15 protein-coding genes are annotated in these 16,698 nt (G+C 42.5%); 6 read left to right on the plus strand and 9 right to left on the minus strand.

The features are described 5' to 3' along the window. The first annotated feature begins 61 nt into the window (after positions 1-61). Positions 62-1,615: a DHA2 family efflux MFS transporter permease subunit gene (locus tag GQS54_RS12860; RefSeq protein WP_166424385.1), complete on the plus strand. Its 1,554-nt coding sequence runs from the start codon at positions 62-64 to the stop codon at positions 1,613-1,615. Positions 1,616-1,700: 85 nt separating this feature from the next. Then, positions 1,701-2,288, plus strand: a complete 588-nt coding sequence (msrA, locus tag GQS54_RS12865) for a peptide-methionine (S)-S-oxide reductase MsrA (RefSeq protein WP_166424386.1) — start codon at positions 1,701-1,703, stop codon at positions 2,286-2,288. Between the two features lie 93 nt (positions 2,289-2,381). Here the strand turns inward: msrA and nspC are convergent, their stop codons facing one another. Together nspC and GQS54_RS12875 are read right to left on the minus strand one after the other, a co-directional pair. Next, positions 2,382-3,521, minus strand: coding sequence for a carboxynorspermidine decarboxylase (gene nspC, locus GQS54_RS12870; protein WP_166424387.1), 1,140 nt, complete (start codon positions 3,519-3,521; stop codon positions 2,382-2,384). A gap of 54 nt (positions 3,522-3,575) precedes the next feature. Beyond that, on the minus strand, positions 3,576-4,778 hold the full coding sequence (locus GQS54_RS12875; protein ID WP_166424388.1) for a saccharopine dehydrogenase family protein: 1,203 nt from the start codon (positions 4,776-4,778) through the stop codon (positions 3,576-3,578). Positions 4,779-5,024: 246 nt separating this feature from the next. On the opposite strand from GQS54_RS12875, the gene GQS54_RS12880 reads away from it, so the two are divergent. Then, complete coding sequence (locus GQS54_RS12880; protein ID WP_166424389.1) at positions 5,025-5,258, plus strand: DUF2061 domain-containing protein; 234 nt, start codon at positions 5,025-5,027, stop codon at positions 5,256-5,258. A gap of 335 nt (positions 5,259-5,593) precedes the next feature. Here GQS54_RS12880 and GQS54_RS12885 read toward each other — a convergent pair whose 3' ends face one another. The 6 genes from GQS54_RS12885 to GQS54_RS12910 form a co-directional block, all read right to left on the minus strand. Next, positions 5,594-6,151 (minus strand): ATP-binding protein, encoded by a 558-nt coding sequence (locus GQS54_RS12885; RefSeq protein ID WP_166424390.1) that lies wholly within the window; start codon positions 6,149-6,151, stop codon positions 5,594-5,596. A gap of 51 nt (positions 6,152-6,202) precedes the next feature. After that, on the minus strand, positions 6,203-6,841 hold the full coding sequence (gene pnuC, locus GQS54_RS12890; protein ID WP_166424391.1) for a nicotinamide riboside transporter PnuC: 639 nt from the start codon (positions 6,839-6,841) through the stop codon (positions 6,203-6,205). Next, positions 6,838-7,926 carry a kelch repeat-containing protein gene (locus tag GQS54_RS12895; RefSeq protein ID WP_166424392.1) on the minus strand — a complete coding sequence of 363 codons (1,089 nt, stop codon included), beginning with the start codon at positions 7,924-7,926 and terminating at the stop codon, positions 6,838-6,840. Before GQS54_RS12895 ends, pnuC begins: the two co-directional genes overlap by 4 nt. A 128-nt stretch (positions 7,927-8,054) precedes the next feature. Further along, a complete protein-coding gene (locus GQS54_RS12900) occupies positions 8,055-8,993 on the minus strand; it encodes a pyridoxal-phosphate dependent enzyme (protein ID WP_346766575.1) in 939 nt (312 codons plus the stop codon). Between the two features lie 37 nt (positions 8,994-9,030). Next, positions 9,031-10,107 (minus strand): GGDEF domain-containing protein, encoded by a 1,077-nt coding sequence (locus GQS54_RS12905; protein ID WP_166424393.1) that lies wholly within the window; start codon positions 10,105-10,107, stop codon positions 9,031-9,033. Positions 10,108-10,173: 66 nt separating this feature from the next. Next, complete coding sequence (locus tag GQS54_RS12910; protein WP_166424425.1) at positions 10,174-10,890, minus strand: divalent cation transporter; 717 nt, start codon at positions 10,888-10,890, stop codon at positions 10,174-10,176. Between the two features lie 235 nt (positions 10,891-11,125). On the opposite strand from GQS54_RS12910, the gene GQS54_RS12915 reads away from it, so the two are divergent. Beyond that, positions 11,126-11,515, plus strand: coding sequence for an MAPEG family protein (locus GQS54_RS12915; RefSeq protein WP_166424394.1), 390 nt, complete (start codon positions 11,126-11,128; stop codon positions 11,513-11,515). A gap of 17 nt (positions 11,516-11,532) precedes the next feature. Then, the gene (locus GQS54_RS12920; protein WP_166424395.1) at positions 11,533-12,999 is read left to right on the plus strand and encodes a mechanosensitive ion channel domain-containing protein; all 1,467 of its coding nucleotides are present in this window, start codon (positions 11,533-11,535) and stop codon (positions 12,997-12,999) included. Here the strand turns inward: GQS54_RS12920 and aceK are convergent, their stop codons facing one another. Beyond that, positions 13,000-14,733 (minus strand): bifunctional isocitrate dehydrogenase kinase/phosphatase, encoded by a 1,734-nt coding sequence (gene aceK / locus GQS54_RS12925; protein WP_166424396.1) that lies wholly within the window; start codon positions 14,731-14,733, stop codon positions 13,000-13,002. 342 nt (positions 14,734-15,075) lie between these two features. Between aceK and GQS54_RS12930 the strand changes: the two genes are divergently transcribed. Continuing rightward, positions 15,076-16,605 (plus strand): Hsp70 family protein, encoded by a 1,530-nt coding sequence (locus GQS54_RS12930; protein WP_166424397.1) that lies wholly within the window; start codon positions 15,076-15,078, stop codon positions 16,603-16,605. Positions 16,606-16,698 lie beyond the last annotated feature (93 nt).

The raw sequence follows: 16,698 nt of genomic DNA on the forward strand, positions 1-16,698 counted from the left end.
CTTATGGCATTGTGAAGAGCTATTTAATGGTTATTTGGTGTAAAAGAGCAGGACGCCTGAAATGAGTGATGAAAAAGCAACTGAAATGCCGTCATTTAGGCAAAAAATCGGTTTTGTAGCGGTTATGCTTGGCATGTTTATGGCCATTCTTGATATTCAAATTGTGGCCAGTTCACTCAACGAAATCCAAGCGGGCGTTTCGGCAACTCAAGATGAAATTTCTTGGGTGCAAACAGCCTATCTTATTGCTGAAATCATTATGATCCCACTTTCAGGGATGCTGACTCGTTGGTTGTCAACGCACCTAACATTCGTTATCTCCTGTATCGCATTTACTATTGCAAGTGTCGGTTGTGCTTTAGCCCAAACTATCGACCAACTTATTGTGCTACGTGCCATTCAAGGTTTTGTAGGTGGGGCAATGATCCCCATTGCCTACGCTATCAGTTTTAAGTTATTTCCGCTTCGAGTGATGGGGGCAGTACAAGCCGTAATCGGTATGATTGCAACCACAGCGCCTTCAATAGGGCCAACCCTAGGCGGTTATATTACCCAACATGCTAGCTGGCATTGGTTGTTTTTGATGAATGTAGTGCCTGGTATTTTAGCGAGTGCTGGCGCGTGGTTTTATTTGCGTATTGATAAACCAGATTTCTCGTTATTTAAAAAAATCGATTTTATTGGTTTGCTCTATCTAGCGCTGTTTCTAGGTCCTTTGGAATACATTCTTGAAGAAGGGCCAGGAGATGAGTGGTTCGACAGCACACTTATTTTATTACTCAGTACAGTATGTGCGTTAGGTGCTCTCGGTTTTTTCTGGCGGGCGTTTCGGGTGGCCTTACCTATCGTTGATCTAAAGGTCTTTTCTGACCGTAATTTCGCTTTAGGTGCTTCGTTAGGTTTTCTTATCGGCATTGCGTTGTATGGTATGGTCTATCTTATGCCATTATTTTTGGGCACGGTACGCGGCTTCAACAGTCTACAAATAGGTCAACTGATGTTTGTTACAGGCGCATCGATGTTCTTTAGCGCACCAATTATCGGTCGCTTGTCTGACAAGGTTGATGCTCGCTATATGTTGGCAGTGGGTTTAGTGATGGTAGGGGCGGGTTCGATGATGAACGCAAACCTTACTGATCAAGCTGACTTTCAACAATTTATGTGGCCGCAAATGGTGCGCGGGGTAGGTTTACTGATGTGCTTGCTTACTGCTTCACGTATCGCTATGGGGACATTACCCAACAGCGAAATCAGTAATGCCGCAGGCTTATTTAATGTGCTGCGCAATTTAGGTGGCGCAGTAGGTTTAGCCCTTATGGATACCATTCGTGATATTCGCGTGGATTATCACTGGGCGCAACTGATACCCGCAATTGATACAAATCGAGCGGTGGTAATTGAAGAACTGACTAAAGCTCAACTAGCCGTCGCCGGCGTAGCCAGCGATCCGGCAGCAGCTGCAATTAAGCAAATTGCTGACAGAGTCATGCAGCAGGCACAAGTATTGGCTTTTAATGATCTATTTCTATGGATAGGTGCTATGTATGCTTGTGCGTTGCCCTTAATGTTTTTTATCCGCAAGGCAGAAAATGAAGATGTCGGCGGCGCACATTGATGAAAGCAGAATAGCGTTTATCGGTTCTTCTATCATCGAACGTCACATTTTTGTGAGCGTATTGTTGTAGCTTGAAAGGATATTTATGAAAACTGTTTTATCAGCACTGTTACTCAGTGTGTTGTTTTTCTCTTCCCATGTGTCAGCCGATGAAACCATTTTAGCTGGTGGTTGTTTTTGGTGCATGGAATCTGATTTTGAGAAATTAGACGGTGTGAGTGATGTGGTATCTGGTTTTACGGGTGGTAAGACGCGAAATCCGACTTATAACGGTGATCATCGCGGACATTATGAAGCAGTGAAAATAACCTATGATCCTAACGTAGTGACCTACCAACAAATTCTGGATCATTATTGGGTTAATGTTGATCCCTTCGATGATCGGGGACAATTTTGTGACAAAGGCCAGAGTTATTTAAGCGCTATTTTTGTCGCTAACGAACAAGAGCGGGTAATTGCTGAGCAAACAAAAGAAGCAGTGCAAGCTCAATTCCCTAAGCAAACTGTTGTGACCCCCATTTTAGCGTCGACGCGTTTTTATCCTATTAAAGGTAATGAAATTGCTCATCAAGACTTTTATAAAAAAAGCCCAGTTCGTTACAAGTTATATCGATGGAACTGCGGACGTGATCAGCGCTTAGAAGAAATATGGGGTGATAAAGCCAGTCATTAAACGTCTTGCTGCGTACTTGGGGTATAGACATATTGTTGTGCAAAAAAGGCGTAACTGCAGATGGCAGTCACGCCTTTTTTATTTGTGGTAGCACTAGGATAATTTGTTTTTAAAGTCTTCGTATTCGAACTTCCGTATCAATTCAAATTGTCCATTTTTACGTAAAATGCCGATTGAAGGATGTTCTACTCCATTGAAAAAAGTGGTTTTAACCATGGTGTAATGGATCATATCTTCGAAAATGATCCGTTCACCAATTTGTAGTTCATGGTCGAAGCTATACAAGTCAATGGCGTCGCCGGTTAAACAAGAGTTGCCTCCAAAACGATAGGTATGGGCGAGTTCGCCTGCTTTGCCTGCTCCTCGCACTTCTGGCCGATAGGGCATTTCAAGTACGTCTGGCATATGAGCTGTCGCCGACATATCAACAATCGCTATTTTATCTCGATTTTCAACAATATCGATCACTTCACACACTAACGTGCCGGTCTGCCAAGCGACGGCAGAACCCGGTTCAAGTATGACAGTTAAATGCGGATAACGGGCTTTGAAGGCTTTTAGCGTAGCGATAAGGTGTTCTATATCGTAGCCTTCTTTTGTCATCAAATGACCACCACCAAAGTTTATCCATTTGATTTGCGAAAAGTATTGACCGAATTTTTCTTCGACAGCCAATATAGTGCGTTCAGTGGCATAAGAGTCACATTCACATAAATTATGAATATGAAAACCTTCTATATCACTTAGATCAGCCCCCACTAAATCTTTTGCCAATATGCCAAACCGTGATCCCGGAGCGCTGGGATCGTACAACTCAGTGTCTGCTTCACGATGTTCTGCGTTTAAGCGTATCCCAGGCGAAACATTGGAGCGTAAGATTTGTTGTTTATAGCGCTGCCATTGGCCGAGACTATTAAAGGAAATATGGTCTACTAGTTTCACTAATTGATCGATATCTTCCGGCTTATAGGCAGGTGAAAACGCATGTACCTGCTTACCAATTTCTTCTTTACCTAAGCGAGCTTCCCATACGGCGCTGGCTGTAGAGCCTTGTAAATATTTTTTAACTAAGTCGAATGTGGACCACATGGAAAAAGCTTTTAAGGCTAAAATAATTTCGACACCACTTTCTTGCTGCACTCGTTGCATAAGCTGCAAGTTTGCTTCTAGCTTGGCTTCTTCACAGACGTAGCAGGGAGAGGGAATTGCAGGGTTTAACATTGGATCTGTCACGGGGGTACTCCGCTGGATAAATAAAGGGCCAAATAATTGGCCCCTATGATTTGCCTACTTGCTAAATGGACTTGCGTCGCATTCGATAACATGCCAAGGCAAGCCATGTTGATTTAGCATATCCATAAATGGGTCCGGGTCAAACTGCTCCATGTTCCATACACCTGGTTTTTTCCACTTACCGCTTAACATCAATGATGCGCCGATCATTGCAGGTACGCCTGTGGTATAAGAAACGGCTTGGGCACCAACTTCGGCAAAACATGCAGCGTGTTCACAGTTATTGTAGATAAAAATGGTTTTTTCTTTACCGTCTTTTAAGCCTGTGATGTAAGTACCAATGCAGGTCATACCCGTGTAGCCATCAGCTAATGAACCTGGATTAGGCAGTACAGCTTTTAAGAACTCTAAAGGTATAATTTGCTGACCTTGGAAATCGATTGGCTCGATACTTGTCATGCCAATCCCTTCAAGTACTTTAAGGTGCGTTAAGTATGCATCGCCGAACGTCATCCAGAAGCGCGCACGCTTCAATGTAGGGAAGTGCTTAACGATTGACTCGAGTTCTTCATGGAACATCAAGTAAGACGCTCTTACACCAATATTTTGATAGTCTAAATCTTCACGAACGCTTAATGGATCGGTTTCTTTCCATTCGCCATCTTCAAAGAAACGTCCACGTTGTGTTATTTCACGAATATTGATTTCTGGATTGAAGTTAGTCGCGAAGGCTTGGCCATGGTCACCGCCGTTACAATCAACAATATCCAAATAATGAATTTCATCGAAATAATGCTTGGCTGCATAAGCCGTGTAAACATTGGTTACACCGGGATCAAATCCGCTACCTAGTAACGCCATAAGACCGGCTCTTTCGAATTTTTCTTGATAGGCCCATTGCCACGAGTACTCAAATTTAGCCACATCTTTTGGCTCGTAATTAGCCGTGTCCATATAGTGCACACCTGTTTCTAAACAGGCGTCCATGATGGCTAAATCTTGATAGGGTAAAGCCAAGTTTATAACTAGATCAGGTTTGACTTGGTTAATAACTTTAACCACTTCGCTTGCATGATCTGCATCTACGGCAAATACACCTTTAACGCGGTCGACGCCGACTTCTTGTTGCAAGGCCTCGCATTTAGAAACGGTGCGGCTAGCAAGATAAATTTCGTCAAACAGCTCAGGTAAACGAGCACATTTTTTGATGGTCACAGCAGCCACGCCGCCAGCGCCAATAATCAGAACACGAGACATAGGGAAACCCTTATTAGTAACAAGATTCATTAAAACGCGAATGCTATCACCTAATGATGGGATGTAAACAAATGGCCGTTAAAAAACTTAACTGGTGGCGATATATTTAGATAGTTACGATGTTAATTTAAGATTAAATGAGAATCAATCTTATTTGTAGATTAACCCGATTGATTAGTTTCATTGGCTCGATTAACAAGCAAGGAATATTCTTTATCCATTAACTTATTTTGTGTCGGAACATTTATGAAAACTATTACGTTTGCTATCACCCATTTTACCGTGGCGTTCAGTGTGGCTTACCTCTTAACGGGCAGCTTTATCGTGGGGGGCTTAATAGCCTTGGTCGAGCCGGCAGTAAATACAGTGGCTTATATGATCCATGAACGGATTTGGGAAAATAAGCGCCTGCGAGAAGAAGGGGTAGAGGGAGGACATATTAATAAACGTTTGGTCACTCATTTTGGGCATAGTCACTAATACAGGCTGGCGCATATTTGATATTTTTATTATTGAAACGTGGGATCAAAAAAGCGCCTTACCCGGACAAGAATAAGACGCTTTCGTTTGAAGAGCTTTAAATCGCTCGATACTGCTATTTTTATTATAGTTATTATTTTTGTTCCCGCGTTAGGTGATCTGGACACCTAACACAATTGACTATATGCAACACATAGGCCAACTATTAAAATATAGTTATTTCAATGGGTTAGCTTTCTTTAACCCAAACAGTCAGTGTTGGGGCTACGGATAAAATGTTTAAATTAGTGCAATAAGCACCAAATAAGTGAAGAAATTCAACCGTTTACAATATTTTAACAGACCGCTGAAGTCATTTTTCTTGGGCTTGGCTTAAGATATTTGAGTGCGCGCATTACTTCAGTTACTCGGGATTCAACTGTGCCACTTACCTTTATGAAGTGGATGCCATGGGTGACCAAGTACTGCTCAAGAAAGTGTTGAAACTCACTGCGATTAGCATCGCCAGAGCGCTCCCAAGTATCGTCATAAGGAATATCATTATCGCAAAGCACGACAAGGTCATAACGTTGCCAGCTAGCGTGTGCTAATTTTGTTAGTTCGGGTAAGGGGGTGGTGTGATAATGACAAGCGAAATGCCATGTTGTAAAGGCATTGGTATCACAGAATAAGTAGCGCTGAGCTTTTTGCTCCGCTTCGTCTTCCCATTGATTTTGGATTTGAGCGATATGTAGTAACTGCTCTGGACTGAGGCGACGATCTACTTGATGTTCAATCCAATATTCTCGACCATATTCGGCAACTGATAACGTATTCAAGCGATGAGCGAGGGCTTCGCTTAAGGTTGATTTTCCGGTGGACGGCGCCCCTAAAAACACTATTTTTTGGATCATGCTGTTACTCTGCTCGTTATTTCGAGTCATGGCGTGGGGTTACGGTACGTGTTAACTGACTGCATTATCTGAATGTGATAATGCATGGGTATTATTATTGCGGCGAAATTCTTTAATCCAAGTGTACTGCCCAACTAGTGCCATAATCAAAAAGCTGAAGTATAAGGCCGATGTGGGATACAGCCCTTTTTGCCAGTAAATACCAATGGCGACCACATCGACGATAATCCACAGACTCCAATTATAGAGTTTGCGGTGGGTAAGTAACCACTGAGCAACCAGACTAGCGCATGTGGTAAAGGCATCTGCATAGGGGAAACTGGCATCAGTTTGACTTGACATCAGATTACCTAATACGCTCGCACTGACAATAATGAGTACACCGTAGCCTGCATACTCAAATGCACTGCCTGATACGGGAGATATGCGACCTTGCTGGTTCTGACTTTTGCTCCACATATACCAGCCATAAATTTGAAAACCGATATACACGATATGCAAACCCATATCGGAATAAAGTTTTACATCGAAGAAAATCCAACTGTAAATACTGACTTGGATCAGCCCAAAGAAGAAGCTCCAACGGCTGCGTCTAATTAACAAAAATACACATAGAAAACCTGCAGTAGTGGCCACCCATTCTACAGCTGATGCACCGGCGAAGCCTGCTAGCCATTCTATCCAGTTCATGGGTGAAGTACCTGTATTTGATTCATAAATGAATTGCCTTTACCACCGTTTCCACCGATTACGAACAAGGTCTTGCCTATTGCATTGGCACTAGTATAGAGCGCAGGCTGATAATCAATATCAGCCCCATGCCATGTATCTGATGGTAATGTTAGCGTGTATGCACGTTGTAACTGGTCTTCATTGGCGAATAGCCATACGTTATTATTGGTAATAACAGCGCTGTGGGCGCTAATGGGATGGGGCAAATTAGGCATGCTGTGCCATTGATTAGTGGCAATGTCATAGCGTTCGACACTCGCCAAATCATTTAGATTTCGTTCACCACCAATAGCATAAATGACTTGGTCAGTTGCTACGACAACGGTAGATTTTGCGCTGGGCATATTGGCTAGTTTTTGCCAAATATGGCGTGTTATATCATAACGCCACAGGGATGCACTGGGTATGAACTTATAGCCATTGCTGGCTTCATAAGATGCACCGCCAACTAGATAAATATAACCATTAATGTATACCGCTTTGTTGTTTCTCAACGGTTCAGGTATATCACCTAAAATAGTGACTTCGTGAGTTAATGTATTAAACACCTCAATGCGTGGCTCGACTCGCACGTCGTCAGTTTCATGGCCAATACCGCCAATAAGGTAAATAGAATGCTGTTGGTCAAATACGGCTGAAAAGTAGCCTCTGGGTAATACTTTATTGGCTAAAACGGTAACTTGAGCTGTTAACGGATCGATAATCTCTACGTCAGTGAGGTAACCTTGTTTACCGTACCCAGAAAATACATAAAGTAACTTATTATCGGTGGCAGATGAGTGGGCAAAACGCGCTGTTCTCAAACTAAGTGCTGGCTGAATTATCTGGTTCTCTACTTGAGTATTAATATTTTCTAGCGCAGCGTCATCAACGGCACTGACTTGATAAGAGTCATTAGCATCATCTGGCGATGTATTAGACGTCGTTTCAGGTGTGTATTTAATCGCATCACTTGCAGATGAAGTGGCGGGTAAAGCTGATGCACAACCACCTAAAATAATAGCCAAACTTAATAACAACGCATATCGAGTGTTAAACAACATATTAGCCAATTGGGATGAGTGAATGGTAAGGGGCGGGAATATACCATCACCATTGGGAAATGTAATCTCTACTTGTCACGCAAAATCGCGCAGCAATAAAGTAGATTTTGTTACATATGCCCGCATATTTATTGGCGAGCGCCTTGCAATCCTCCTGTATGTAGCAGCAAAATTTTGCTGCCTTTTGGCAATGTACCTTGAGCGATTAACTCTTTTGCAGCCCAGAATAGCTTGCCGCTATAAACAGGTTCTATAGGAATTGATAACTCTCGATTAACGCTATGACAAAAAGCCTTAAGCTCTGGAGTAGATTTAGCGTAACCATTAAAATGAAATCGATGATCTATATCCCACGTTGGCAGTAATTTTACTGAATGGTGGTGAGTTTGGAGTAAATTATTGACGAGTTCTTCTAAGTAGCCTTGACCTTTCAAGACGCCTATTCCGATAATATTGGCTTGCTTAGCGGTTGGTTGCATAAAGGTACCATGTACCAAACCTGCCAAGGTCCCGCCACTGCCTACTGGAGCCAGAATATAATCATAGTTTTGCGTCAGTTCATTAATAATGTCCGCTACGCCCTCTAACGCAAACTGTGACGACCCTCCCTCCGGAACAACCAATGCCTTAGGAAAGCGGCGTAATAAGGATGCTAAATAATCAGCTTGGTCCCGTTGCTGGTATATTTTACGATCGACATATTCGATATTCACTTGCCAGTTTGCTAAATCTTGTAGCATCGGTGTTGGGTTTAACTGATAGTGACCACGTACTATCGTGGTAAGTATTATATTTAAATGCTTACAGATGTAAGCTAGGGCGTGAAGGTGATTAGAGTAACCACCACCGAAGCTTACAACGTGTCGAATATTATTATCTAACATATGTTTAATTGAGTAGCGTAGTTTGCGCAACTTGTTACCTGAAACAATCGGGTGGATCAGATCGTCTCGTTTAACCCATATCTGGTATTGCTCGGCATTCAGCCATGCAGGCGCTATCTGCTGTTCGGGGGAAGGAAGAGTAAAATTTTGCGAAATAGACTGTACTCGGGGATCGTCTGTCACGTGGTAGAAATGCCCATGCAAAAATAGCAGTGTAACCTTATTGCTTTGGACTGAATAGAATAGCTCGGTTTCGTCCCTGCGCTTTAGCTTGATATAAGGCTTTGTCGGCTTGTTCAATTAAATCATTGGATTTTTGCTTCGGCTCAGGTACGACTGTTGAAATACCAATGCTAACAGTTACCGGTATTTCAACGTTGTTGTGAACGAACTTATGCTGATCTACTGAGTGCATAATATGGCTAGCCATAAGTTGGCTTTGGGCTGCGCTGCAACCAGAAATAAGCACCGCGAACTCTTCGCCACCGTATCGCGCCGTAATATCTGTTGCACGATTAACTGAAGTACTTATGGCATGGGCGAGATTAACCAAGCAAGCATCCCCCGCTAAGTGACCGTATGTATCATTTACTGCTTTAAAGTGATCTACATCGATAAGCAGCAGTGCTACTTCGACTTTGTGACGTATCGCATACTGCCATTGATTTTCAAAGTATTGATTGAAATAGCCTCGATTATATATACCGGTTAAGGCGTCCGTCTGGCTCAGCGTTTCGAGCGTTCTTCGTTGTGCTTCTAACTCTATTTCAATTTGAAAAGCACGCATATACTCTCTGTTTGCTCGTATACCCATGCCTGAAATATACAAGGTAAATACCAGCATCATGGTTGCAAACGGTATATAACCGTCGGTGAAAAAACCTGTCACCATCGCCGGCAGCATAAGTATTGCTAAGTTGATAAGACCTAGTTTTATTCTGGGACTCAAAGCGAACAGTGCACTACTGGCTATTCCTGCAAGGGCAAGCATTGAGACATGTATCAGGGGCTGGAAGCGTGCATCAAATATCGCCAACATAAACACGGAACCTAAGATGGCTGCTTGAGTGAGGGAAAGAGTCGAAAATATTGCAAACCATAATCGGCTGGAGTACGCATAAATAGTGGGTGAGTAAAGGTAATGAACAACCCGCAGCAAACTGATAAGAAACATGCTACCGGCAAGAAAGTAGGCTAGTTCAGGCTGCATGGTATGGAAATGTAGCGGCCAAAAAATTACCGGTAAAACGAAGCTATAAACAGCTATCCCCGCCAGTGAGCGACGGAGTAAATCCATATCGATACGTTTTTCTATACTTGAAGCTTGAATGATTTTCTACTCCTTTTCGGTAATTCTGCGCGACTAATGTTTGGTCAACATAAAACCAATTAAACCCAGAGCAAAGCCAAAAACACCACCCATGGGTGGAAACCAATGTTTATCTAGTTTCGCTTGTGGAGCGATGTCTTGAAAAATAGAATATAAAATTCCCCCTGAGGCAAACAGCATAATTGCAGATACATAATCAGGCGACTCGGCTAACCAAAAATAGCCACTTAACCCCGCAGCCGGGCCAAACAGTGATAATAAGCAAAAAATGGTAAGCAGACGATTAGCGCTAAATTTTTTTCCTGAACGCATTTCACGATATGCATTAAATCCTTCCGGGAAATTCTGCAGCGCGATTAAGATTGCGAGAAAATAAGCATTACTTTTACCAGTGGCAAATGCCGCTCCCAGTGCCACCGATTCAGGAATAAAGTCCGCTAGCATGGCGGCTAACTGGCTTGCAGGTGTATTAATTTTAACCAGTAAAATATCAATAGCCATAAAACTAAGGCTACCGCCAATAAAAAAGAGAAGACCTGCCGTAAGAGATAGGTTAGCCATTCCCTCGGGTACTAATACCAGCGCGACTGCAGATAATAAAGCACCGCCGCCAAAAGCGATAACAAGATGACGGAATTCGGCTTCGAACCAATCCGACTGAAAATGTTCAATACGGGCAATAAACGCCCCCATTGGCATCGCCAAACCAGCGAGCAGGGCAAAAATGATCACTAACCATACGTTATCCATAAATTCCCGTGAAGCATTTAGAGACATTAACATGCTCGTTTAGGTTAAGTGTTATTCTATAAAAATCAATGTATTAAATTACTTTTATGATGCTAATTGGCGGGACAGTGTATTAACAACTCAGGTTCATTTGCTGGTGTTCCAAATGAATTAGCACTAGCAGCAAGGTTTAGGGAATAGTTTAAAAGTCGTGCTAAAGTCGGCATATCGATAGTGTATTTGCGGCAATAATATAATGACGACAATATTAGTGTGTTTACTGATTGCAACCCTGATGCCCATTTTGGCAAAAGTACCGCTTAGCATTACCATGAATAAAGAGCAAGGCGGCTACAACAATCGCCACCCTAGAGAGCAGCAAAAAAACTTAACCGGATTTGGAGCAAGAGCAGCTGCGGCCCACGCTAACTGTTTTGAGGCTCTGATTCTATTTGTGCCGGGTGCGTTGGCGGTAATCGCTATGCAATCTGTTGGGCATCTAGCCGAATATAGCGCAATCGTGTTTATTGCCGCGCGAATTGGCTATTTATTTGCGTACTGGTTAAATGTGCACCTGGTGCGTAGCATTTTATGGGCAATTGGCTATATTGCCTCATTGACCCTTATTTGGTTAGCCATACCTTAACCGCTTAGAGAATAAACGTGGATACAACAAACAACAGTGATCTGACAGACTCGGCCAGTAGCACCATTATAGAAACAGCTGATACTGTGCTTAAAAGCAACAAAGTCGTGTTAGAAAATACCAGTCAAACCCTGATGCAAACACTACAGCATTATGCTGATGTGGCGCAGCAACATATCTTTATGACCGACACGTACATACAGCTTGGCTTAATAGGGTGTATATATTTATTGGCGTTTTGGTTAGGCACGAAGTTACGACGGGCATCCAAACTGGTTGATAACCAACCGAACATAAAAGATCACCCCATACGGCGAATTACCTACCGCATTGATAAGATGATATTTCCGTTAATTGCTATTGTTTTGCTTAAAATTGTCACTGAATTTAGTTTGAGTGTGATTGGGGCTAATTGGATCTTAGATTTAGCCCTGACAATTGCGGTACTGCTGTTTGTAAATTCTGTGATTAACGCTTGTGTTTCGCACCCCATACTTGCTGGCTTGTTGAAATGGATGATGTTGCCACTGTTGTTTCTTCATATGGTGGGTTGGTTGCGCGGGATTATTGAAGTTTTGCAAGGTGTGAGTGTGAGTCTGGGGAATATTGAAATCTCTGCTTACGGGCTGGCGCGAGTATTGATTTTTGGTACGTTACTCTTTTGGATCGGTCGAGCTTCGAATACGGTAGGCCAAGATATTATTCGTAAACAAGAATCCTTAGACATCCGCACGCGAGAAGTATTTGCTAAGCTTTTTGAAGTGGCCTTAGTCTGTGTTATTGCGCTGTTATTACTAAATGTAATGGGCATAAACCTAACCGCGCTAGCGGTATTTGGTGGAGCTGTGGGAGTTGGCTTAGGTTTTGGCTTACAGTCGATAGCATCGAACTTTATATCAGGGATTATTATCTTACTCGATCGCTCGGTTACGATAGGCGATTACATCGAGATGGAAGAAGGTCAAAAGGGCTTCGTGCGGCATTTTAAAATGCGCTACACCACTCTTGAAACCTACGATGGTAAAGACATTATGGTGCCCAATGAAAAATTCATTTCAAGCACCTTTGTTAATTGGTCTCATAAAAACACAAAACAGCGTTATCGAGTCGATTTTTCAGTCGCTTATCAAACGGATATTCGCGCTATGGTTGAGATCATTAAAGAGGTCGTTGGCACCCATCCACAAATACTCAGTGGTGAAGACTATCCCATTGAGGAGCGTCCAGATTGTGAAATTGATAGCTTTGGGGATTCAGGGGTCAATGTGTTCGTAGAATTCTGGATGGAAGGTATCGACGATGGTAAAAACCGCGTAGGTGGTGACTTAATGCTGATGATATTCGAAACCTTACGAGAACATAATATTTCGATTCCATTCCCTCAGCGTGAAGTCAGAGTGCTTAACGCCGAGCAGTACACAGTGGCAAAGACAACTGACGGCAATGCTACCCATGTTGTCGATGAGGCAGCAAAACAGCGCTAGTTAATTCACAAAACGTTTGCTTTGATCGTAAGGGATAAATTCAGGTACATCGCCTTTTAGGGATTGTGCCTGCATATCCTTCCAAAATTCGGCGGTCATTATTTCTCCATGCAGGGCTTTGAGTTCTTGTTTTAAGCGCTTCTTGCCAACGATGAAATGCTCAAATTGCTCTGGAAATACGTCAGTTGGTCCAACCGATAATGTATCGATTGCGTAAGGGTCATCAGATTTGGGTAAACGTCTAAACTCCCGATCCTTTAAATAACAGATTTCATCGTAATCATAAAATATCACTCGCCCACCTCGGGTAATCCCGAAGTTTTTGTGCAGCATGTCGCCAGCAAAGATATGCGCGGCGGCGATTTGCTTAATGCACAAGCCTAAGTCATTGAGCGCATTGGTAATAAGTTTAGGGTCGGTTTGCTGTTCTAGGTAGATATTCAGCGGTGTCATTTTACGCTCAATATATAAGTGCTTAATGATTACTTCATTTTCAGTTAACTCGATACTACTAGCGCATGTTTCGAGCAATTCATCAACAAGCGCTTGTTCTACTCGGTGTCGCGGCAGTCGAAAACTAACGTATTCATGGGTGTCGGCCATACGTCCCACGCGGTCGGTCATTTTAACCATCCGATAACAGTCTTTTACATGTTGACGAGTGATTTTTTTACTTTCAGGAAACTCATCTTTAATAATTTTAAATACCACGCCGTAAGAGGGCAAATGGAACACAGCCATAACGAGCCCGCGTATACCTGGCGCAATAGTAAATTGATCTTCTGAATCATCTAAATGTTGTAAAAAATTACGATAAAATACAGTTTTTCCGTGCTTGTAGAGTCCTAATGCTATGTATAACTCGAATTTTTTCTTATGGGGTAATAGTTCGTGTAAAAAAGCCACTACCTCCGCTGGATGCTGAGTATCAGCCATAAAATATGAGCGAGCAAAGCTGAAGATAACACTTAAGTCTTGGCGGTCTGTTAATAAAGCCTCAACCACTATTTTGTGGGAGTCCTGGCTGTCAGCAGATTCATCATTAGACAGAGGGATAACAAAAGGCAGCGTTTCATCTGGCATACAGATGCGACCAATTAAATATGCGGATTTACTGCGATAAAATACTGATTTAAGCATCTCCACTGTGTGTACGCTTGCTAACTGGTCGGTATTTAAACGGCTACGCAAGGCGTCCTCTAAATGATCGAGATCTCGTTGCATATCCTGAAAATTAATCTCAAATTTATATTGTGAAAAAATATCGATTAGCATCTGACCCACAGTGCCAGATGTATCAAAGCTATGTACCACCAAATGGCGCTGCAGCCCCGCCAAATAGCAGCGAGTGGGCAGAATAAACATGATGCTATCGTTAATTTTCTGATGCTTGAAAATACGCCCAATAACTGAGTTATAAAAGGTTTCAGCCAACTCGTATTGTGGATGATCGCTCAGCAGTTTTTGAAAACGACTTTTCAATGTTAGCCAAAATTGGTTGTTTTCTTGATGAGGAAAAACTTGTTGATAAATTTCCCCTACAGCATCCGACAAGGTGCGCTCGTAAACGGCGATACGCTCTTTCACCGCCTTTTGTGTCTCTTGCCACTGGGCTTGCTCGAAGCGTCGTTGTGCATCACGAGTAATACGCGAATGCCATCGATAGCTTTTGTCAAACCCATGCAGAATCAAATATGCCACCTTATTCAACACCGAAGCGTGTGTGTTGTTCACTTAAAACTCACTTATGCGCTAACCATCAATTGACTACCAATAACAAAAAATTTTATAAGTTGCCATCACCAGATGTATTAGGTGTTTATAAGCTACCTACTAAGGCGAAGTTTATTCCCGTTAATTAATACCCGCTCTTGTTTAACACTTGGCGAAGAGAGCGCGATATTGCTAACGTTTAGGCATAACAGAATATCGATTACATCTTCAATACCGATGAAAAGGGTGGCTCCTGCGCTTAACCGAAATTGGAATAATGTACGCTTGGCAAAACAATTAATGAAGTGAGCATATTTTTACATTACACTTCGCGGCTTTATTTTTGCTTAATGAACGGCGTATATGGCAGCAATAGGTATAGATTACGGGACGTCAAACTCGGAGGTTTCCTACTTTGATGGTCAGCAGCACCACTTTATCAAACTCGATCCTAATGTTGACGGGGCGAATAAGATCCGCTCATCCGTTTTTATTTATTATGAACATGAGTTGCCTACGCCTCCTGTCTCGATGATTGAAGCGAAAGTTGCGCAAATAAAACGTGCAATTTCAGAGCAGATAGATAAAGCCAAAGAAGGCTATTATGAAGCTCAAGATGCTAGAGAACAGCAACGTTACAGTAATCAAATTGACGATTTACGTGCGGAATTTCATAACCTTCCTGATTTACAACGTCGTGCGATTGAGCTTTTGTTAAAAGACATGACCGTACAAGATTTGCCGTTAAAGCAGTTGGTGGAAACAGGGCAATTCGCGTTTGGTGAAGAGGGTTTTAAACGATATTTAACTACCCCTGATAAAGGTCGGCTTATTTATTCGCCAAAGAACTTTTTAGGAGCCAGTTTAGTAGCGGGTCAGCAACAAGCATTTGTGGGGCTAATAGCCAAGCAATTGGAATTCTTTCGTTTAAGCGCCGAACAACAACTCAACAAGCCGGTCGATACCGCTGTGATTGGCCGCCCAGTAAAATTTCATGGTACAAGAGGGCAAGAAGGTAATAATCAAGCGATTGATATTATGACCCAAGCGGCGAAGCTAGCCGGGTTTACCCATGTTGAGTTTCTAGAAGAGCCAATAGCTGCGGCTTACAAAATTGAACGTACCCTTGATCAACATACCAATGTTTTAGTCGCCGATATTGGTGGTGGCACCACAGATATTTGTTGTATTAAACTATCGCCAGAAAAGCAAGCCAACCATAATCGTCAGCAAGATGTACTGTCGGTGACGGGTGCCCGTCTAGGCGGTATGGAATGTGATAAGAACCTTATTATTAAAAGCATCGCACCCACTATGGGACGCGGTATGTTAATGCGTAACGGGTTGCCGGTACCGCCAACATTTTTTTCTGACATGTGTGCGGTTGATGATATACCAAAACTCAATCAATTTTTCTCAGAAGAGTACTGGTTAGATATTGTTCAAACCAAGTCTGATGTAAAAGAGCCTAAGTTACTGGCGCGATTGTTAACCGTTCAAGAAGAGAAATTATCTGCCAGATTAGTTAACTCGGCGCGTCTGGCAAAAGAAATGCTTTCCTCGAAAGATACCATCACCTTGCCTTTGCATTATATAGAGCCGGATTACGATGTAGATATCACCATTGAAGAGCTTAGTAGCTCGATGCAATCGTGGATGAAAAAAGTAAAAGCGTTGGTGACCGAATGCTTACGCAACAGTATTGAACCACCTGAAATGTTATTTATTACAGGCGGTATGAGTTTGTCGCCAATTGTTAAAAAAGAACTAGAAGACGTTATGTTACCTCACTTACCAGTGATGCAGGGCGATGCGTTTAATTCTGTCTGCGAGGGCTTGGGTATTCAAGCATCGTTGTTAGCCCAGCGCGTTGCTGAAGCTGCTAGCAAATAAAATAGTTAGCTATTTTAAGGGGAAGTGATTCAAGCGATTGAGCATTATATTACTGATATATGCTCAGTGTCGTTGCACTTCGGGTACGGAAAT

Source organism: Paraglaciecola sp. 20A4 (assembly GCF_011378905.1).
GTDB lineage: Bacteria > Pseudomonadota > Gammaproteobacteria > Enterobacterales > Alteromonadaceae > Paraglaciecola.